The sequence below is a fragment of the Streptomyces sp. NPDC034103 genome (assembly GCF_055575395.1).
The window spans coordinates 50,759-69,097 of sequence record NZ_JBVISS010000019.1 but is presented as its reverse complement, the minus strand read 5'-3'; the positions used below and the strand labels follow the sequence as shown (position 1 = coordinate 69,097).

The window sequence follows — 18,339 nt, the reverse complement described above, 5'->3', positions numbered from 1 at the left end:
ACTCGTCGGCCGGGCGGCTGTCTCTGCGGCGATCACTCACGCACGGGGTGCTCCGTGCCGTCCAGCGGGCGTGCGTGAGGGGGTGACCGCCTGCGGGCGGTCACCCCCTCACGCTCAGCTGCTGGGCCGGCTAGTGGCCGCCCTGCTCGTCGCGGCGCTTCTGCCAGCGTTGCTCGATGCGGTCCATCATGGAGCGCTTCTGCCGAACCGGGCGGTGGGCCTGCGGGGCCCCGGCAATGGGCTGCTCGCCCGGCTTGGGGGCCTTGCGCCAGCCGGTCACGGCCAGCACCGCACAGCCCAGCATGACGAGGAAGCCCATCACACTGAGCCAGACCTGCTTGGCGACCATTCCTGCCATGAGGAGCGCGATACCGACGAGGAAGCCCGCGACCGCCTGGTAGACCCGTCGCCGGGTGTACGTGCGCAGCCCGCTTCCCTCAAGCGCTGTCGCGAACTTGGGATCTTCGGCGTACAGCGCTCGCTCCATCTGCTCGAGCATGCGCTGCTCGTGCTCCGAGAGCGGCACGGAGTCCTCCTCATCGTGCAGTCGCCGGGGCGACCCGGGGGGTCCCTTCAGGATAGGCAGGGAATCGCCCCCGTGAAACCCGCCCCTCTACGCCAATTGGCCAACCGGGATTCCGCCATGAACGTCCCGGCCCGCTAGATCCTGCATTCCCCAGCGGCCGACACGTCATGCCGGACGGTCTCCCTCGATCATACGGCTCTGGACGCCCGATCGGGGGGCCTGTGGCGTACTCCATGCGCACCCAAGTACCTGATCAGCGCCGCCCGAGGAGAGCCGGGTCAGCCCCCGCTGGTCCCCCGTGTCTCACCGAGCACATGGAGCTGCGTGGCCACGGAGTGGAAGGCGGTCAGTTCGGCCGCCGCCTCCTCCAGCTTGAGCAGGGCCTCCAGCGCTCCGGGCTCGGTGTCGACCAGCACGCCGGGGACCAGGTCGGCGAAGACCCGCACCCCGTGCACGGCACCGACCGCGAGGCCCGCGCCCTCGACCAGCTCGGTGAGCTGCTCGGCGGTGAACCGCCGCGGCACGGGGTCGCCGGTGCCCCAGCGGCCGTTCGGGTCTTCGAGGGCCTGTCGAGCCTCCTTGAAGTGGCCTGCGAGGGCGCGGGCGAGCACGGCGCCGCCGAGGCCCGCGGCGAGCAGGCTGAGGACACCCTCGGCGCGCAGGGCGGCCACCACGTTGCGCACGCCCTCGGCGGCGTCGTCCACGTACTCCAGCACGCCGTGGCACAGCACCGCGTCGTAGGCTCCGCGCTCGACCACGTCGAAGAGGCCGTGGGCGTCGCCCTGCACGCCCCGCACCCGGTCGGCGACGCCGGCCTCGGCGGCGCGGCGCTCCAGGGCGAAGAGCGCGTTGGGGCTGGGGTCGACGACGGTGACCCGGTGACCGAGACGGGCGACGGGCACGGCGAAGTTGCCACTGCCGCCTCCGGTGTCGAGGACGTCCAGCGCGTCGCGGCCCGTGGCCTTGACCCGTCGGTCGAGGGCGTCCTGGAGGACCTCCCAGACCACGGCGGTACGGAGAGAGGCGCGGGGTCGCAGCGGGTCCGACACGGCAGTTGACTCCTCGGCGCGGCACCGCCTCTTGCGCGGCGGGGCGAACGGGCTGCCGTCCCCGCCGGACGTGCGGACGGAGAAGGCTTCAGGCGCCCTCCACCCTATTGCCTCCGCCACCTCGTCCGGCCACCGCGAGGGGCGGCCCCGGCCGGCGTCTCACACCGCGGACCTCGCCGTACGCACCCGAGTCGGCTGTTCGCGGCGCCCGGGCCGTGAGCGGTCCGTCCCCGGTGTGCGGCCCCTCCCCCGGTGGTGCTCACCCCGGCCGCCGCTCACCCCGCGTCCGGCATGTCGCGCCCCGTGGTGTGGTCGTCGGGTGCCGGATGGTCCGCGTCCGGGCGGGGCTGGGGCAGGACCGGCTGGAGGACCAGCATCCGCTCGACCAGGCGCAGGAACATCGCCACGTCGCGTATCAGGTCGTCGGCGTCCCGGCGGCTGGCCGCGCCCTGGATGCCGGCCTCGGCGCGGGCGCGACGCCGGGCACCGGCGGCGAACAGGGCGCTCCACTCGGCGAGCTCGGGCGCTATCTCGGGGAGCACTTCCCAGGCGCTCCGGATCTTGGCCCGGCGTCGCGGCGTGGGTTCGGGGCGTCCGCGCGCGGCGAGCACGGCGGCGGCGGTGCGCAGGGCGGCGAGGTGCGCCGTGGCGTACCGCTCGTTGGGGGTCTCCAGGACAGCGGCCTCGTCGAGTCCGGCACGGGCCTGGGCGAGCAGGTCGAGGGCGGCGGGCGGGGCCGTGGTCCGGCGGAGCACGGGGTGTACGTCGCTCGCCGGGCCGGTCAGTGAGGGGGCAGGGCCGGTGGCACGGCGCCGGCGGGCGGCTGCTGCGTGATAGCTGGCCATGACGAACCTCCTGTCGTCTGTGTGACGGCACGTCCCGATACGGGATGCCGTATGGGCCCATCGTGAGGTATGGCACTGACAATCCGTTCCGACCTGCGCTTTTGCCTCGATCGAAGGTTCGGGCTAGTTTTTGCACTGACCAGTCAGTTCAAAAACAGGGGCAGTTGGGGAAGAGGGGGGTGGGGCCGTGCACGGAGTCGCCGTCACAGCCGAGGGCTTCGGGCTCAGGGGGCCGCGCGGCTGGGCCTTTCGCGGGGTCGAACTCGACGCGGAGCCCGGTGCGCTGATCGCCGTCCAGGGGGCGTCGGGGTCGGGCCGTACGTGTCTGCTGCTGGCGCTCACCGGGCGCATGAAGGCCTCCGAGGGAACTGCGGCCGTGGGCGGGGCACGGCTGCCCAAGCAGTTGGGGGCGGTGCGGCGGATGAGCGCCGTGGCCAATGTCGCCGGTGTCACCGACCTCGACCCCGCCCTGACCGTCGGGGAGCACCTGCGGGAACGGGCGCTGCTCCAGCGCCGGTTCGGCGGCTCCCTGCGGGGGCTGCTGCGGCCGCGCGCCGAGCGCGCCGCGGAGGCGAGGCTGCGGATCGACACCGCCCTGACCGCCGCCGGACTCGACCCGGAGTCCCTGCCCAAGGGCCCGCGGACCGCCGTACGCGATCTGGAGCGGCTGGAGGCGCTGCGGCTGTCCGTGGCGCTGGCCCTGGTCGGGCGGCCCCGGTTGCTCGGCGTGGACGACGCCGATCTGAAGCTGTCCGAGGCGGAGCGGGCGGAGGTCTGGGCGCTGCTGAAGTCCCTCACCGAGGCGGGGACCACGGTCCTGGCGGTGTGCGGCCAGGCCCCGGACGACGCGCTGACGGTCTCCACGGACCAGGAGTCCGCCCAGGCGCAGTCCACCGGGCACAGGTCGACCGAGTCGAAGGAGGACGCCGATGCGCTCGCCACGCCTGGCCGCGCTTGAGCTGCGCCGTTTCGGGCGGGGGAAGCTGCCGCGGGCCGCGCTGGTCGCGCTGCTGGTCCTGCCCCTGCTGTACGGCGCGCTGTACCTGTGGTCGTTCTGGGACCCGTACGGGCGCCTGGACCGCATCCCCGTCGCGCTCGTCAACGACGACAAGGGGGCGAGTGCCGACGGCAGGAAGCTCGCCGCGGGCGACGACATCACCCGTGGGCTGCGTGACAGCGACGTCTTCGAGTGGCACGAGGTCAGCTCCGCCGAGGCACGCGCGGGCGTGGAGGACGGCAGGTACTACCTGTCGCTGACCGTGCCGACCGACTTCAGCGAGCGGATCGCGTCCAGCGCGGGTGACTCCCCGGAGACGGGCGCCCTCCAGGTGCGCACCAACGACGCGAACAACTACATCGTCGGGCAGATCTCCCGCACCGTCTTCAGCGAGGTGCGCCGGGCCGCGTCCACGAAGGCGTCGCGGTCCTTCCTGGACCGGATCTTCATCTCCTTCTCCGACATCCACGGCGCGACGGTCAAGGCCGCCAAGGGCGCCGACAAGCTGGAGGGCGGGCTCGGGAAGGCCGAGAAGGGCTCCAAGGACCTCGCCGACGGGCTGAAGGACGCCAAGAGCGGAAGCGGCAAGCTGGCCAAGGGGCTGAAGAAGCTCGACAAGGGCGCCGGCGACCTCCAGGACGGCTCGCGGCAGGTCGCGGACGGCACCCAGACGCTCGCCGACAAGGTCAACGGGGTCGCGTCGAAGGTGGGCCCGTTCCTGGAGGACAACGAGCGGACGATCGGCGACACCGCCCAGCTCGTCGCCGACTCGAGCAAGGCGATCCGCAAGCATCTGGACACCCTGGCGGAGACCGCCCCCGCTGCCGCCGAGGGTGCCCGGGGCGCCTCCGACACCCTGGACAAGGTCTACCGGGCCCGCTGCGAGAAGCCCCTCCTGCCCGACGCGGCCTGCGCCGACCTGGAGAAGGCCAAGGACGCGGCCGCCGACGTGTCGACGATCGCCGACGACATCGACACCCTGGTGGACGACCAGGACGGCGATCTGAAGAAGCTCGACAAGAACCTGGCGGCCCTGCAGAAGCAGGCACAGGCTCTGGCCGACCGCGCTCCGCACCTCTCGGAGGACCTCGACGACGCCGTGTCCAAGATCAACAAGCTGAACAAGGGCGCGGGGAAGGTCGCCGCGGGCGCCGAGAAGCTGCACACGGGGCTCGGTACCGCCCGGACCGGAGCCGGCGACCTGGACGAAGGACTCGGCAAGCTCAAGACCGGCGCCTTCGATCTGAACGGCGGCCTGTACAAGCTCGTCGACGGCTCCGGGAAGCTCTCCGACGGGCTGCACGACGGCGCCGACCAGATCCCCGACTACGACAAGAGCGACCGCGACGAGCGCACCGGTGTCATGGCCGACCCGGTCCAGCTGGTCTCCCGGGACCTGCACAAGGCGCCCAACTACGGCACCGGCTTCGCCCCGTACTTCATCCCGCTGTCCCTGTGGGTGGGCGCGATGGTGGCGTACATGCTGATCGCGCCGATGAACCGGCGCGCGCTCGCCGCGGGCGCCCCCGCGTGGCGGATCGCGCTGGCGGGCTGGTTGCCGGTGGTGGCGATCGGGGTGCTCCAGACCGTGGCCCTGATGTCGGTGCTGCACTGGGCGATCGGCCTGCAGATGGCACGGGCGGCCGGGACGGTGGGCTTCCTGTTCCTGGTGACGGCGTGCTTCGCGGCGATCGTGCAGTGGCTGAACGCCCGCTTCGGAGCCGCGGGACGGATCCTCGTCCTGGCCTTCCTGATGCTCCAGTTGACGTCCGCGGGCGGCACCTACCCCGTGCAGACCAGCCCCGGCTTCTTCAACGCCCTCCACCCGTTCCTGCCGATGAGCTACGTCGTCGACGCGCTCCGCCGGCTCATCACGGGCGGCGGTCTCGGTCCGGTGTGGCACGCGTGCGTGGTGCTCACGGCGTTCACCGCGGGCGCGCTCGCGCTCACCGCGCTGTCGGCCCGTCGCCGTCAGGTGTGGACGCTCGACCGGCTGCACCCGGAGCTGAGCCTGTGACCTCGGCGACCGCCGGGCCCCCGGCAGCTGTGAGAATCGGGTCCATGGAAAGCAGCAGCGGCAGCACGCGCCGCGAGGCCACCCGGCAGAAGCTCTACGAGGCGGCCGTGACGCTCATCGCGGAGCAGGGCTTCTCCGCCACCACCGTCGACGAGATCGCCGAGCGCGCCGGGGTGGCGAAGGGCACGGTCTACTACAACTTCGCGAGCAAGTCCGTCCTCTTCGAGGAGCTGCTGCGGCACGGTGTGGGCCTGCTCACCGCCTCCCTGCGGGAGGCCGCGGAGCGGACGGCGGCGGAGGGCGGCAGCAAGACGGACGCCCTGGACGCGATGATCCGGGCCGGCCTGGTCTTCATCGACCGCTATCCGGCCTTCACCCAGCTGTACGTGGCCGAGCTGTGGCGTACCAACCGGGCCTGGCAGTCCACGCTCATGGTGGTCCGGCAGCAGGCGGTCGCGGTCGTCGAGGACGTGCTGCGCGAGGGCGTCGAGGGCGGCGAGTTCCACGAGGCGATCGACATCCCGCTGACCGCGCCCGCGCTGGTCGGCATGGTGCTGGTGGCGGCGCTGGACTGGAAGGCGTTCCAGGCGGAGCGTTCCCTGGACGACGTGCACGCGGCGCTGTCGCGGCTGCTGCAGGGACGGGTGAGCGGGCGGGGCTGAGCGCGCCCCGCGCGGGGACGGACGAAGGCGCCGGTCCGATGTGGCCGCGTCCCCCGCGGGCCACCTCGAACCGGCGCCTTCTCGTGCTCCCCCGTGTCCCCCGTCGGACCCCCGTTTCGGTCGTTCCCCCGGGCCCCCGTGCCTCGCTCCCGCCGACCTCCGCCGGCGGAAGGAGCGGATCCGGGCCGGCTCCGTTCCGGCGCCCCGTGTCGCCGGTACCGGAGCCGTTCCCTTCTCCGTGCCTCCACTCTCTCGTTCCCGCAGGTCGGGCCCCATCCGCGCGCGTACTCATCTCGCCGACTAGGTACGGATACTCAGTACTGGGTGCGCGGGCCCAGGACCCCGCGTCGGCGAGTGGCTACGATCGCGTCCGTGTCGGTACTCCCTCTCGTCTTCACCAGCGGCTGGGCCAGCGGAATCAACGCCTACGCCGTCGTGCTGCTGCTCGGCGTCTTCGGCGCGACCGGGCTGAGCGACGACGTCCCCGAGACGCTCCAGCGCCCCGAGGTGCTCGTCGTGGCCGGCGTGCTCTTCCTGTGCGAGGCGGTCGCGGACAAGATCCCGTACGTCGACTCGGCGTGGGACTCGGTGCACACCCTGATCCGTCCGGCCGCCGGTGCCTGGGTCGGCGCGGTGCTCGCCGGGCAGAGCGGCTCGCTCAACGACGCGGTCGCGGGCCTGGTCGGCGGTTCGACGGCGCTGGCCAGCCACGCCGTCAAGGCCGGGACGCGGATGGCGGTGAACACCTCGCCGGAGCCGATGAGCAACGTGATCGTGAGCCTGGCCGAGGACCTCGGCGTCGGCGCTCTCGTCACCTTCGCCATGTTCCATCCGGAGGCGGCGGCGATCATCGCGGCGGTGCTGCTGATCGGCGGGCTGGTGATACTCGTCTTCCTGATCTCCCGGATCCGCCGGTTCCTGCGGCGCCGGGCGCAACGCCGGGAGGAGAAGCGGCTCGCGGGCCGCACCGGGCCCCCGCCGCACTGGTGACCCCCGACAGCCCGCCGGCACCGCCCGCGGCCGGGGCTGTCAGTGGCGGCCGATAAAGTCGCGGGCATGGCACGGATTGCGGTGATCGGCGCCGGGATGGGCGCGATGGCGGCCGCTGCCCGGCTGGCCGTCGCGGGCCACCGGGTGGCGGTGTACGAGCGTACGGAGACCTACGGCGGTGCGGTGCGCCGCCTCGAGCGCGACGGGTTCGCCTTCGACACCGGTCCCGGACTGCTGCCGCTGCCCGCGGTCTACCGCGACCTGTTCGTCAAGACCGGCAAGGAGCCGCTGGAGTCGGTCGTCGAGCTGGTCCAGGTCGACCCGTCCGCACGCCACCTCTTCGCGGACGGCACCGAGGCCTCGCTGCCCAACGCCTCGCGCGCGGGCGTCGTCGCGGCGCTGGACGAGGCGCTCGGCTCGGGCGCGGGCGCCCGCTGGGGCGACTTCCTGGTCCGGGCCCGCGAGGCCTGGGACCGCACCCGCAGACCGCTGCTGGAGGAGCCGCTCTGGCCGAACTGGTCGGTGCTGGCCGACCGCGAGCCCTATCCGTCGGTCCCCCACAAGAAGCTGCTGCGCACCCGCCGGGCCGGCACGCTCGCCGAGGTGGGCGCCTGGGAGCTGCGCGACGCCAGGCTCACCGCGCTCCTGGAGAGCCACGCCCTCGCGTACGGGCTGGACCCGCGGGTCGCCCCGGCGAGCGCGGCGGTGCTGCCGTACATGGAGCACGCCTTCGGTACCTGGTATGTGCGCGGCGGCATCAGGGAGTTGGCGCGCGCGGTGTACGAGAGGTGTGTGGCGCGCCGGGTGGAGTTCCACTTCGGTGCCGAGGTCACCGGGGTGCTGGAGAAGGACGGCCGGGCGGCGGGTGTCGAGCTGGCCGACGGGACGCCGGTGGAGGCGGAGTTCGTGGTCGCCGGCGTCGCCCCCGAGGTGCTGGACCGCTGTGTGCGGGGCGCCGGCGCGCGCGGGAGCGGTGACGTCCCCGCGGTGCCCGGGTCGCCGAGCCGTATGACGGTGCTGCTGGCGCTGCGGGGCGGGCGCCCGGCGGGGGCGGCGCACCGGACGGTCGTCCACGCGGAGGACCGGGAGCGCGAGCTGGATCTGCTGTTCGGGCCGACGCGGGGGCTGGACGCGCGCCCCACGCTCACCGTGCTGCGCCCCGACGACCCCGCTCTCGTCCCCGACGCGGACCATGAGGCGATCACCCTCACCGCGACCGTGCCCGCCTTCCCGGGCCGGAAGTGGCCGGAGTCCGAGGTCTTCGGTGATCACGCACAGAAGCTGATCACCGCCGCGGAACGGGCCGTCCCGGACCTCCGCGAGCGCCTCCTCTGGCACGAGGTCCGCGTACCGGCCGACATCGCGGAGGCGACCGGCGCGGCGGGCGGCGCGGTTCCGGCCCCGGCGCTGGCGGCGGCCGAGGGGCGTCTGCTGCACCCGGCGAACACCACGGCGCTCGACGGGCTGTTCGCCGTCGGCGGCTGGTCGCACCCCGGCGGGGGGCTGCCCCACGCGGGCATGTCGGGCGCGCTGGTCGCCGGACTGATCGTGGAGGGCCCGGACTTCCGGGGTTCGCAGTGACCGCCGGCCGACGGCGGACCTCTGCGTGACCGTCGGTCAGAAGCGGTGCCCCGGAGCCGCCGGCCGGTAGCGGTCCGCTGCGTGACCGTCGGTCAGAAGCGGTACTGCTCGTCGTAGCCGTTCCCCTGCCGGCTGTTGTCCTGGTGGGGGTACTGCTGCTGTTCCGGCGGGAGTTCGCCGCCGTACGTCTCGTCGGTGCGCTGCTGCGGGACCCAGACGCCGCCGGCCGGGGTCTCCCCGCCGTAGGTGGGGTTGCCGTACTGGTCCTGGCCGTAGGCCTGTTGGCCGTAGCTCTGCTGGCCGCCGTAGGAGGTGTCGTAGCCGCCGTAGGTCTGGGTGCCGATGTACGGGTCGGAGTAGGCGGCGTACTGCTGCTGGCCGGCCATGTCGTAGCCGTAGTTCTGCTGGTCGTAACCGGTGTAGCCGTCGTAGCCGTAGGGCTGGTCGGCGCCCTGGGCGGCCGTCGCGTACTGGTCCTGGTCCTGGCCCTGGGGCTGGCTCTGGCCGGCGTAGGAGCCGTCGCGGTACACGCCGTAGGAGCCGGTGTCGTCGGGCAGGGGCTGGGGCTCGTAGACCGCGGTGGTCTCGGCGGCCGGGGCGGCGACGGGACGGGCGGGCGTGAAGACGTCGTCGCGGTCGTAGTCGTCGTGGCCGTAACCGGACGTGTCCGAGGCGTAGGTGGCGGCGTCGCCGTAACCGGTGTCGGTCGCCTGGAGGTCGGAGACCTCCAGGGTGGGCTCCGCGCGGCCTCGCTCGCGGCGGCCGGCGCGCTTGCCGCCGACCAGGCCGCCCAGGGCCTCCGGCGGGTTGACCGCCCAGCCCTGCTCGAAGCCGCGGCGGAAGGAGAGGGTGACGTAGGTCTGGCCGACCGCGAAGGCGGCCGCGCCCAGGCCGATGACGATCACCGAGGGGATCAGGACGCCGAGCACCACGCCCACGAAGCCCGCGAAGGCGAGCAGTCGCCAGCGCAGACGCGCCTTGTACTGCAGCAGCACCTCGCCGAGCAGCCACAGCGCGACGCCTCCGAACGCGATGTAGAGGACCGTCCAGCCCATGTACGCCCCTCTCCCAGTAGCCGCTACGCAGTGTGTCGTATGTCCGTGCGGCCGGTCTAGGCCTGCGGTGGGTGGTGCAGGCCCAGGTTCTCGTAGATCTCCAGCGTCGCCGTGGAGTTGTTCAGCGTGATGAAGTGCAGTCCCGGCACTCCCTCGGCCAGCAGCCGCGCGCAGAACTCCGTGGCGAATTCGATGCCAATGGAGCGTACAGCGGCCGGATCGTCTTGTGCTGTGAGGATCCGCTCTTTCAGGACGGAGGGGATGGCCGCGTTGCTGAGCTGCGGCAGCCGCTCCAGCATCCGCACGCTGGTCACCGGCATGACCTCGGGGATGACGGGGGTCGCGCAACCGGCCGCCACGACCCGGTCGCGCAGCCGCAGATAGGACTCCGGCTGGAAGAACATCTGCGTGATGGCGTAGTCGGCGCCGGCCCGGCACTTGTCGACGAAGTGCGTGACGTCGGCGTCCCAGTCCGCGGAGCGCGGGTGCATCTCCGGGAAGGCCGCGACGCCGACACAGAAGTCACCCGACTCCTTGATGAGCCGGACGAGGTCGGCCGCGTAGGTCAGGCCCTGCGGATGCGCCACCCACTCGCCCATGGGGTCGCCGGGCGGGTCGCCGCGCACGGCCAGCATGTTGCGGATCCCGGCGTCGGCGTACTGGCCGATGATGTTGCGCAGTTCCGCGATGGAGTGGTTGACCGCGGTGAGGTGGGCGACCGGCGTCAGCGTGGTGTCGGCGACGATCTGCTGGGTCTCCTTGACCGTGCCGGCGCGCGTGGAACCGCCGGCGCCGTACGTCACCGAGACGAAGTCCGGGGCGACCGCCTCGACCCTCCTGAGCGCGCTCCACAGGTTCCGCTCGCCCTTGGGGGTCTTCGGCGCCGAGAACTCGAAGGAGTACGTCGTCTTGCCCGTGGCGAGCATGTCGCGCACGGTGCGTGCGCGGTCCGTCCTGGTGGATGCGGTTCCGAGGGCCATACCGGCAGGTTAGCCAGGGGGTGACGGTCACCCAACCGGATCGGGGAAATTTGCCCTTTTTGTCGACTTGTTGTCCACCCCTCGGACACCCGGGCCGTCCACCCCCGGGCTCACGCCGGACCGCCCGCCCGCCTCACACCCCCTCACACCGCCTCCCGAAGCCGCTTGGCGAACTCCGCCGCCGCCGCGCCCGGGTCGTCCGCGTCCGTGATGGCCCGCACGACCACGACCCGCCGGGCCCCGGCCGCCAGTACCTCGTCCAGGTTGCCCAGGTCGATGCCACCGATGGCGAACCAGGGACGGTCGGTGCCGAGGGCGGCGGTGTACCGGACCAGGTCCAGCCCGGGGGCGTGCCGGCCGGGCTTGGTGGGCGTGGGCCAGCACGGGCCGGTGCAGAAGTAGTCGACGCCCTCCTGGACGGCGGCCGCGGCGGCCTCGGTCTCGGAGTGCGTGGAGCGGCCCACCAGGATGTCGTCGCCGAGGATCGCGCGGGCCGCGGGGACCGGGAGGTCACCCTGGCCCAGGTGCAGGATCGCGGGGGGCCAGGGGTGGGCGGCCCGGGCGGCGTGCGCCACGTCGGCGCGGTCGTTCACCGACAGGGTCCTGCCGTGCTCCCGGCACTTGTCGGCGAACAGCGCGAGCAGGCCCAGTTCCTCGTCCGCCTCCAGCGTCTTGTCGCGCAGCTGGACGAAGTCGACGCCGTTGGCCAGGACGGCGTCCAGGAACTCGGGAAGGTCGCCCTGCTTCTTGCGGGCGTCCGTGCACAGATAGAGCCGGGCGTCGGCGAGCTGGGCGCGGGCGGCGGTGTCGGACGTGACGGGCATGGGTGTCCCCCGGTGTGGATGGCGTACGGGCCGCGGACCGCTGCGGTCGGCCTCGGCGGACCGGGCGTAGTGAACCACAGGCGCACAGCCGCGGCGGTGCGCGCCGGTTCTCGTGCGGTCGGCCCGCCCCGACGGGACCGGCCGCCACTCCATCGCCGCCGCGCCACGGCCGCAGTCTCCCGCGACCGTGGCCCGCGGGGCCCCGCCCGTACGTCAGACGGTGTTCGGTTCTCTCCGCGCCCGGATCAGACGGCGAGCGCCTGGGCCCGGCGCTTCACCTCCGTGCCGCGGTTCTCGCTGAGTGCCTGCGCGGGGGTGCCGGGCAGGCTGTCGTCGGGGGTGAAGAGCCACTCCAGCATCTCTTCGTCGCTGAAGCCGTCGTCCCGCAGGAGCGTCAGGGTCCCGGTGAGGCCCTTGACGACCTTCTGCTCGGCCCCGTCGATGAAGGCGGCGGGGACGTGCAGCGCGCGGTTCTCACCCCGGCGTACGGCGATGAGCTGGCCCTCCCTGACCAGCTGCCGCACACGCGTCACCTCGACATCGAGGATTTCCGCGATGTCGGGGAGGGTGAGCCAGGCGGGCACGAGAGCATCGATCTTTGCGTCAATCTCGGTCACGACATCAAGCCTGCCATCCCGCACTGACAGGAGGAAGCCGGACCCCTCCGACCAGGGCGTTCCGACTCCCCCGCGGTCCGCCTCCCCGCGCCCCCTCCGGCCGCCTCGCCTCCGCGCCCTACGCCGTCGCCGCCTTCAACGGCCGCGCCGGGTCGAGCAGCAGCTCCGGGTCCAGTTCCGTGCCCGCCTCGATCAGCTTCCGCCCCTGGGCCAGGTCCCGGGGCCGGCCGACCGCGAGGAGGGCGACCAGGCGGTTCTCGCGCAGCCAGCACACCGACCAGGCCGGCCCGGCCGGGTCGCCGCGCCACAGGGTCGCGTCGGCGCAGGCGTGGTGCCCGGCGTACTGGACGAAGCGGCCGAACTGCTCGGACCAGAAGTACGGCACCGGGTCGTAGACCGCGGGCGTCTCGCCGATGATGTTGGCCGCGACCGTGCGCGGCCCCTGGAGGGCGTTGTCCCAGTGGTGGACCAGCAGGCGCTCGCCGTACCTGCCCGAGGGGAAGGACGCGCAGTCGCCGACCGCGTACACGTCCGGCACGGAGGTGCGCAGCCCGTCGTCGGCCACCACCTCGCCGTGCGCGCCGAGCTCGACGCCCGAGCCGGCCAGCCAGGCCGTGGCGGGGCGGGCGCCGATGCCGACCACCACGGCGCCCGCGGGCAGCCGGGTGCCGTCGTCGAGGACGACCGTGCCGGGCTCGACACGCGCCACGCGCGCGTGGGTGCGCAGCTCGGCGCCCGCGTCGGCGTACCAGGCGCCCATCGGCGCCGCCACCTCCGCGGGCAGCGCCCCCGCGAGCGGCCGTTCGGCGGCCTCCACGACGGTGACCGAGCAGCCCGCCTCACGCGCGGCGGTCGCGAACTCGGCGCCGATCCAGCCCGCGCCGACCACCACGATGTCGTGCTGCCGGGCGAGCACCGGCCGCAGCCGGTCGGCGTCGTCGAGGGTGCGCAGCAGATGGACGCCGGGGACGCCCTCCGCGCCGGGCAGCGGGATCGGTTCGGCACCGGTGGCGAGGACCAGGACGTCGTACGGCACGGGCCCGGACTCGGTGTCCAGGGTGTGCTCGGCGGGGCGGACGCCCAGGACCTCACGGCCGAGTTCGAGTCCGATGCCGAGCGCCTCGAAGTCGACGTCGAAGGCGGAGCCCTCGGCCTTGCCGAGCAGTACCGCCTTGGACAGCGGCGGCCGGTCGTACGGCTGGTGCGGTTCCGCGCCGATCAGGGTCACGGTGCCGGTGAAGCCCTGTTCGCGCAGCGCCACCGCGGTCTGCACGCCGGCCATGCCCGCGCCGACCACCACGACCCGCCGTTGCGCCTGTGCCTGCGTCTGCGTGTCCTCGCTCACCTGATCACCATAGACAACTGACAATTTGTCAGTCAGGAGTCGTGCGCAGTGACCTGCTCCACACCTGCCGCGATCTGCTCCACGACGCTCGTCCCGCTGCCGGGCCGTGACTCCCACTCCCAGGTCTCCTCCAGGCGCACGCGCCCGTCCGGGAGTTCGACCACCGTGGACGCGCAGTGCCCGGACGCGGTCGTCCCGTCCTGCCTCAGCTGGACGTACCGGAAGTCGAGCCGGTCCCCCTCCCGGGTGCCCACCAGATGCCCCCGCACGACGTCCCCGCCCGCGTACTCGGCCCAGATCTCGCCGTCCTTCTCGTGGTACGTGAAGCGGGTGCGCGTGCCCACCTGACCTGGGTCCTGGTCGGCGACGGGGGCGAGGACGAGGCCGTCCAGCGAGCGGGGCATGACCGTGGGCTCCCTTACAAAGGCGATGCTCGGCGGGCTAGGGTGGCCAACGTAGAGCACTCGCGGGAGCCCGGACGCACCGGGCTGAGAGGGAGGCTGGGCGGCCTCCGACCGTACGAACCTGATCCGGGTCATGCCGGCGAAGGGAGGGGCTGGACGCCCATGTCCTCACGTACGTCAGACGTCCTCGTCGTCGGGGGCGGCATCATCGGCCTGGTCACGGCCTGGCGGGCCGCGCAGCGCGGTCTCGCCACGGCCGTCGTGGACCCCGAACCCGGCGGCGGGGCCGCCCAGGTGGCCGCCGGGATGCTGGCCGCCGTCACGGAACTGCACTACGGCGAGCAGACCCTGCTGGGCCTGAACCTCGCCTCGGCCCGCCGCTATCCGGGGTTCGCGGCCGAGCTGACCGAGCTGACCGGCCAGGACCTCGGCTACCGCCGCTGCGGCACGCTCGCCGTCGCCCTGGACGCCGACGACCGCGCCCACCTGCGCGAACTGCACGCCCTCCAGCGGGAGTCGGGCCTGGAGTCGGAGTGGCTGTCCGGGCGCGAGTGCCGGCGTCTGGAGCCGATGCTCGCGCCGGGGGTGCGCGGCGGTCTGCGGGTCGACGGCGACCACCAGATCGACCCGCGGCGGCTGGTCAAGGCGCTGCTGGCCGCCTGTGAGCGCGCGGGCGTGGTCTTCCACCGCGCCTGGGCCGAGCGCCTGGAGGTCGTACGGGACCGGGCCGCCGGCCTCACGACGACGGACGGCACACGGCTGGACGCGGGACAGGTCGTACTGGCGGCCGGCAGCCTCAGCGGGCGGCTGGCCGGGGTCCCGGACGCCGTACTGCCGCCGGTGCGGCCGGTGAAGGGACAGGTGCTGCGGCTGACCGTGCCGCCGAGGTACGCGCCCTTCCTGAACCGGACCGTGCGGGCCGTGGTCCGCGGCAGCCAGGTCTACCTGGTGCCGCGCGAGAACGGCGAGCTGGTGGTCGGAGCGACCAGCGAGGAGCTGGGCTGGGACACGACGGTGACCGCGGGCGGGGTGTACGAGCTGCTGCGCGACGCCCATGAGCTGGTCCCCGGCATCACCGAGCTGCCGCTGACGGAGACCCGCGCGGGGCTGCGTCCCGGCTCGCCGGACAACGCGCCGCTGCTCGGGCCGACCGAGCTGCCCGGGCTGCTCCTGGCGACCGGCCACTACCGCAACGGCGTGCTGCTCACACCCGTCACCGGTGACGCGCTGGCCGACGTCCTGACCACGGGCGAACTCCCCGACGAGGTGCGCCCGTTCACCCCCAGGCGATTCAGGGAACTCGTGGAGCAGCCCGCATGAACATCTCCCTCAACGGCGAGCCGCGCGAGTTCGCTCCCGGCACGGCTCTCGACACCGTCGTACGGGCCCTCACCCCGGCGCCCTCCGGCGTGGCGGCCGCCCTCAACGAAACCGTCGTCCCGCGCGGACAGTGGTCCTCGACGCCCCTCGCCGAGGGAGACCGCGTCGAGGTCCTCACCGCCGTCCAGGGAGGCTGACCCATGGCCGACGATCCCTTCCTCCTGGGCGGTACGACGTACTCGTCCCGTCTGATCATGGGCACCGGTGGGGCGCCGAGCCTGGACGTGCTGGAGCGGGCGCTGGTCGCCTCCGGGACCGAGCTGACCACGGTCGCGATGCGCCGCGTGGACCCGAACGTGCACGGCTCGGTGCTGTCGGTGCTGAACCGGCTCGGCATCGGGGTGCTGCCCAACACCGCGGGCTGCTTCACCGCGGGCGAGGCCGTGCTGACGGCCCGTCTCGCGCGCGAGGCGCTCGGCACCGACCTGGTCAAGCTGGAGGTCATCGCCGACGAGCGCACCCTGCTGCCGGACCCGATCGAGCTGCTGGACGCGGCGGAGACGCTGGTCGACGACGGTTTCACGGTGCTGCCGTACACCAACGACGACCCGGTGCTGGCCCGGAAGCTTCAGGACGTGGGCTGTGCGGCGATCATGCCGCTCGGCTCCCCGATCGGCTCCGGGCTCGGCATCCGCAACCCGCACAACTTCCAGCTGATCGTCGAGCACGCGCGCGTGCCGGTGATCCTGGACGCGGGCGCCGGGACGGCGTCGGACGTCGCGCTCGCGATGGAGCTGGGGTGCGCGGGTGTGATGCTCGCCTCGGCGGTGACGCGGGCGCGGGAGCCGGAGCTGATGGCCCACGCGATGCGGCACGGGGTGGAGGCGGGTCGGCTGGCGCACCGCGCGGGGCGCATCCCGCGGCGGCACTTCGCCGAAGCCTCGTCGCCCGCCGAGGGGTTGGCGCGCCTCGATCCGGAACGCCCCGCGTTCTGAACGTACGTTCGAGAAGGGCCGGAAGTCGTTGCGGCGTCCGTCACAGGACGGCTTCAGTCCCGCCCCGATCTCGCCCGAACCGGCGGCCCTGTCAGTCGCGGCTCGTACACTCACCTGCGTGGATACGACCCTTCAGGACCCTTTGGTCGGGCAGGTGCTCGACGGGCGTTATCGCGTGGACGCGCGGATCGCGGTCGGCGGGATGGCCACGGTCTACCGGGCCGTGGACACCCGCCTCGACCGCGTGCTCGCGCTGAAGGTGATGCACCCGGGCCTCGCGGCCGACGGCACCTTCGTGGACCGGTTCATCCGCGAGGCCAAGTCCGTCGCCCGGCTCGCCCACCCCAACGTGGTGCAGGTCTTCGACCAGGGCACCGACGGGTCGTACGTCTACCTGGCCATGGAGTACGTGGCCGGCTGCACCCTGCGTGACGTGCTGCGCGATCGCGGGGCGCTGCAGCCGCGGGCCGCGCTCGACATCCTGGAGCCGGTGCTGGCCGCGCTCGGCGCCGCGCACCGCGCGGGCTTCGTGCACCGGGACATGAAGCCGGAGAACGTCCTGATAGGGGACGACGGCCGGGTCAAGGTCGCCGACTTCGGGCTGGTGCGGTCCGTCGACACCGTCACCAGCACCAGCGGTGCCGTGCTCGGCACCGTCTCCTATCTCGCGCCCGAGCAGATCGAGCAGCCGGGTGCCACCGACGCCCGCGTGGACGTCTACGCGTGCGGTGTCGTGCTGTACGAGATGCTGACCGGCGAGAAGCCGCACGACGGGGAGTCCCCCGCCATCGTGCTCTACAAGCACCTCCACGAGGACGTCCCGCCGCCCTCGGCCGTCGTGCCGGGCCTGCCGTTCGCGCTGGACGAGCTGGTCGCCTCCGCGACCGCCCGCACCCCGGACCTTCGCCCGTACGACGCGGTGGCCCTGCTCGCGCACGCCATCGAGGCCCGCTCCGCGCTCAGCGAGGGCCAGCTGGACCTGATGCCGCCGCAGGCGCTGACCGCCCAGCACAGCAACGCCGAGAACCGCACCAGCGTGATCCCGCGGTCGCTGACCGTGCCGCGCCCCCTGCCGGTCGACGAGGACGCGGAGCCCGCGCTCAACCGCACGAGCCGCCTCCAGTCGCCCCCGCCCCCGCCGCCCCGGCGCCGTTCGGGCCGCCCGCGCGGTCCGCTCGCGATCGTGGCCGCCCTGTTGCTGATCCTCGGGGTCGGCGCCGGCGTCTGGTACATCAACTCCGGCCAGTTCACCAAGGTCCCGCCGCTGGTGGAGAAGACCGAGGCGCAGGCCCGGGACCGGCTGGAGGAGGCCGGGCTCGAGGCCGGGAAGGTGAAGCGGGAGTACAGCGACACCGTCAAGCGCGGCCGGGTCATCAGCTCGGACCCGACGGTCGGCACCCGCATACGGAGCAACGACTCGGTGACGCTGACCATCTCCAAGGGGCCCGACACCGTCGACCTGGCCGACCTGAAGGGCTACCGGCTCGACAAGGCGAAGACCCGGCTGGAGAACGACGGCCTCGAACCGGGCATGGTGACCCGGGAGTTCAGCGAGGACGTCATCAAGGGCTTCGTCATCGGCACTGACCCGGCGGCGGGGACCACGCTCCGCGCGGGCACGGCGGTCGCGCTGGTCGTCAGCAAGGGCAGCCCGGTGGACGTCCCCGACGTCACCGGCGAGAGCCTGGAGGACGCCAAGGCGGACCTGGCGGAGGCGGGCCTGAAGGTGAAGGTCGCCTCCCGGCAGGTCACCTCGGAGTACGACAAGGGCCTGGTCGCCGCGCAGACCCCGAAGGACGGCAGCGAGGCCACCGAGGGTGACACAGTGACGCTGACGATCTCCAAGGGCCCCGAGATGGTCGAGGTCCCGGACGTGGTCGGCGACAGCGTCGACGACGCCAAGGCCGAGCTGGAGGGCGCCGGATTCGAGGTCGACGAGGACCGCGGCCTCCTCGGCCTGTTCGGCGACACGGTCAAGAACCAGTCGGTGGAGGGCGGCCAGACGGCCCCCAAGGGCTCGACGATCACGATCGAGATCCGCTGACACGGCCGCCGCGGGGACCGGGGGCCGGAGGGACCCGGGGGGACCGCGCGGACCGGGGGCCGCTCACATCGGCACCCTCGCCCCTCTG

18 protein-coding genes and 1 riboswitch are annotated in these 18,339 nt (G+C 73.2%); of the genes, 9 read left to right on the top strand and 9 right to left on the bottom strand.

Annotation, left to right across the window (positions count from 1 at the left end; genetic code table 11):
* Positions 1-130: 130 nt before the first annotated feature.
* The 3 genes from ACZ56U_RS34810 to ACZ56U_RS34800 all read right to left on the bottom strand — a co-directional run bounded on the left by ACZ56U_RS34810 (position 131) and on the right by ACZ56U_RS34800 (position 2,420).
* Positions 131-526: a DUF3040 domain-containing protein gene (locus tag ACZ56U_RS34810; protein WP_469087917.1), complete on the bottom strand. Its 396-nt coding sequence runs from the start codon at positions 524-526 to the stop codon at positions 131-133.
* 278 nt (positions 527-804) lie between these two features.
* Entirely contained in the window at positions 805-1,575 is a 771-nt protein-coding gene (locus tag ACZ56U_RS34805) for a methyltransferase (protein WP_469087916.1), read from the bottom strand.
* Between the two features lie 275 nt (positions 1,576-1,850).
* On the bottom strand, positions 1,851-2,420 hold the full coding sequence (locus tag ACZ56U_RS34800; RefSeq protein ID WP_469087915.1) for an SAV_6107 family HEPN domain-containing protein: 570 nt from the start codon (positions 2,418-2,420) through the stop codon (positions 1,851-1,853).
* 187 nt (positions 2,421-2,607) lie between these two features.
* Here ACZ56U_RS34800 and ACZ56U_RS34795 point away from each other — a divergent pair, with 187 nt between their 5' ends.
* The 5 genes from ACZ56U_RS34795 (at position 2,608) to ACZ56U_RS34775 (ending at position 8,667) form a co-directional block, all read left to right on the top strand.
* Positions 2,608-3,378 carry an ATP-binding cassette domain-containing protein gene (locus ACZ56U_RS34795; RefSeq protein WP_469087914.1) on the top strand — a complete coding sequence of 257 codons (771 nt, stop codon included), beginning with the start codon at positions 2,608-2,610 and terminating at the stop codon, positions 3,376-3,378.
* Positions 3,350-5,434: a YhgE/Pip family protein gene (locus ACZ56U_RS34790; RefSeq protein ID WP_469087913.1), complete on the top strand. Its 2,085-nt coding sequence runs from the start codon at positions 3,350-3,352 to the stop codon at positions 5,432-5,434. Before ACZ56U_RS34795 ends, ACZ56U_RS34790 begins: the two co-directional genes overlap by 29 nt.
* Before the next feature lie 44 nt (positions 5,435-5,478).
* Complete coding sequence (locus ACZ56U_RS34785; protein ID WP_469087912.1) at positions 5,479-6,096, top strand: TetR/AcrR family transcriptional regulator; 618 nt, start codon at positions 5,479-5,481, stop codon at positions 6,094-6,096.
* Positions 6,097-6,468: 372 nt separating this feature from the next.
* Positions 6,469-7,086: a DUF4126 domain-containing protein gene (locus tag ACZ56U_RS34780; protein WP_469087911.1), complete on the top strand. Its 618-nt coding sequence runs from the start codon at positions 6,469-6,471 to the stop codon at positions 7,084-7,086.
* A 66-nt stretch (positions 7,087-7,152) separates the two neighbouring features.
* Positions 7,153-8,667 carry a phytoene desaturase family protein gene (locus ACZ56U_RS34775; protein WP_469087910.1) on the top strand — a complete coding sequence of 505 codons (1,515 nt, stop codon included), beginning with the start codon at positions 7,153-7,155 and terminating at the stop codon, positions 8,665-8,667.
* A gap of 92 nt (positions 8,668-8,759) precedes the next feature.
* Here ACZ56U_RS34775 and ACZ56U_RS34770 read toward each other — a convergent pair whose 3' ends face one another.
* From ACZ56U_RS34770 to ACZ56U_RS34745, 6 genes are all read right to left on the bottom strand, one after another.
* Complete coding sequence (locus ACZ56U_RS34770; protein WP_469087909.1) at positions 8,760-9,722, bottom strand: SCO2102 family sporulation regulator; 963 nt, start codon at positions 9,720-9,722, stop codon at positions 8,760-8,762.
* Positions 9,723-9,778: 56 nt separating this feature from the next.
* Positions 9,779-10,702, bottom strand: a complete 924-nt coding sequence (gene metF / locus ACZ56U_RS34765) for a methylenetetrahydrofolate reductase [NAD(P)H] (RefSeq protein WP_469087908.1) — start codon at positions 10,700-10,702, stop codon at positions 9,779-9,781.
* 143 nt (positions 10,703-10,845) lie between these two features.
* The gene (gene thiE, locus ACZ56U_RS34760) at positions 10,846-11,526 is read right to left on the bottom strand and encodes a thiamine phosphate synthase (protein WP_469087907.1); all 681 of its coding nucleotides are present in this window, start codon (positions 11,524-11,526) and stop codon (positions 10,846-10,848) included.
* A gap of 245 nt (positions 11,527-11,771) precedes the next feature.
* The gene (locus ACZ56U_RS34755; protein ID WP_391229943.1) at positions 11,772-12,143 is read right to left on the bottom strand and encodes an Rv2175c family DNA-binding protein; all 372 of its coding nucleotides are present in this window, start codon (positions 12,141-12,143) and stop codon (positions 11,772-11,774) included.
* A gap of 118 nt (positions 12,144-12,261) precedes the next feature.
* On the bottom strand, positions 12,262-13,425 hold the full coding sequence (locus tag ACZ56U_RS34750; RefSeq protein ID WP_469088019.1) for an NAD(P)/FAD-dependent oxidoreductase: 1,164 nt from the start codon (positions 13,423-13,425) through the stop codon (positions 12,262-12,264).
* Positions 13,426-13,520: 95 nt separating this feature from the next.
* Entirely contained in the window at positions 13,521-13,892 is a 372-nt protein-coding gene (locus ACZ56U_RS34745) for an avidin-fold protein (RefSeq protein WP_469087906.1), read from the bottom strand.
* Positions 13,893-13,944: 52 nt separating this feature from the next.
* A riboswitch (TPP riboswitch) is annotated at positions 13,945-14,057 on the top strand.
* Here ACZ56U_RS34745 and thiO point away from each other — a divergent pair.
* From thiO to pknB, 4 genes are all read left to right on the top strand, one after another.
* Positions 14,055-15,212, top strand: a complete 1,158-nt coding sequence (gene thiO, locus ACZ56U_RS34740; protein ID WP_469087905.1) for a glycine oxidase ThiO — start codon at positions 14,055-14,057, stop codon at positions 15,210-15,212. Its footprint overlaps the riboswitch before it by 3 nt.
* The gene (gene thiS / locus ACZ56U_RS34735; RefSeq protein WP_469087904.1) at positions 15,209-15,409 is read left to right on the top strand and encodes a sulfur carrier protein ThiS; all 201 of its coding nucleotides are present in this window, start codon (positions 15,209-15,211) and stop codon (positions 15,407-15,409) included. Before thiO ends, thiS begins: the two co-directional genes overlap by 4 nt.
* Before the next feature lie 3 nt (positions 15,410-15,412).
* Positions 15,413-16,207 carry a thiazole synthase gene (locus ACZ56U_RS34730; protein ID WP_469087903.1) on the top strand — a complete coding sequence of 265 codons (795 nt, stop codon included), beginning with the start codon at positions 15,413-15,415 and terminating at the stop codon, positions 16,205-16,207.
* 118 nt (positions 16,208-16,325) lie between these two features.
* Positions 16,326-18,251 (top strand): Stk1 family PASTA domain-containing Ser/Thr kinase, encoded by a 1,926-nt coding sequence (pknB, locus tag ACZ56U_RS34725; RefSeq protein ID WP_469087902.1) that lies wholly within the window; start codon positions 16,326-16,328, stop codon positions 18,249-18,251.
* Positions 18,252-18,339 lie beyond the last annotated feature (88 nt).

Bases quoted from the DNA above. Each gene is read 5' to 3' on its own strand.
- ACZ56U_RS34770 (WP_469087909.1), bottom strand. From the start codon at position 9,722: ATGGGCTGGACGGTCCTCTACATCGCGTTCGGAGGCGTCGCGCTGTGG.
- thiE (WP_469087907.1), bottom strand. From the start codon at position 11,526: ATGCCCGTCACGTCCGACACCGCCGCCCGCGCCCAGCTCGCCGACGCC.
- thiS (WP_469087904.1), top strand. From the start codon at position 15,209: ATGAACATCTCCCTCAACGGCGAGCCGCGCGAGTTCGCTCCCGGCACG.
- ACZ56U_RS34730 (WP_469087903.1), top strand. From the start codon at position 15,413: ATGGCCGACGATCCCTTCCTCCTGGGCGGTACGACGTACTCGTCCCGT.
- ACZ56U_RS34790 (WP_469087913.1), top strand. From the start codon at position 3,350: ATGCGCTCGCCACGCCTGGCCGCGCTTGAGCTGCGCCGTTTCGGGCGG.
- ACZ56U_RS34800 (WP_469087915.1), bottom strand. From the start codon at position 2,420: ATGGCCAGCTATCACGCAGCAGCCGCCCGCCGGCGCCGTGCCACCGGC.
- ACZ56U_RS34775 (WP_469087910.1), top strand. From the start codon at position 7,153: ATGGCACGGATTGCGGTGATCGGCGCCGGGATGGGCGCGATGGCGGCC.
- thiO (WP_469087905.1), top strand. From the start codon at position 14,055: ATGTCCTCACGTACGTCAGACGTCCTCGTCGTCGGGGGCGGCATCATC.
- ACZ56U_RS34745 (WP_469087906.1), bottom strand. From the start codon at position 13,892: ATGCCCCGCTCGCTGGACGGCCTCGTCCTCGCCCCCGTCGCCGACCAG.
- ACZ56U_RS34785 (WP_469087912.1), top strand. From the start codon at position 5,479: ATGGAAAGCAGCAGCGGCAGCACGCGCCGCGAGGCCACCCGGCAGAAG.
- metF (WP_469087908.1), bottom strand. From the start codon at position 10,702: ATGGCCCTCGGAACCGCATCCACCAGGACGGACCGCGCACGCACCGTG.
- ACZ56U_RS34750 (WP_469088019.1), bottom strand. From the start codon at position 13,425: ATGGCCGGCGTGCAGACCGCGGTGGCGCTGCGCGAACAGGGCTTCACC.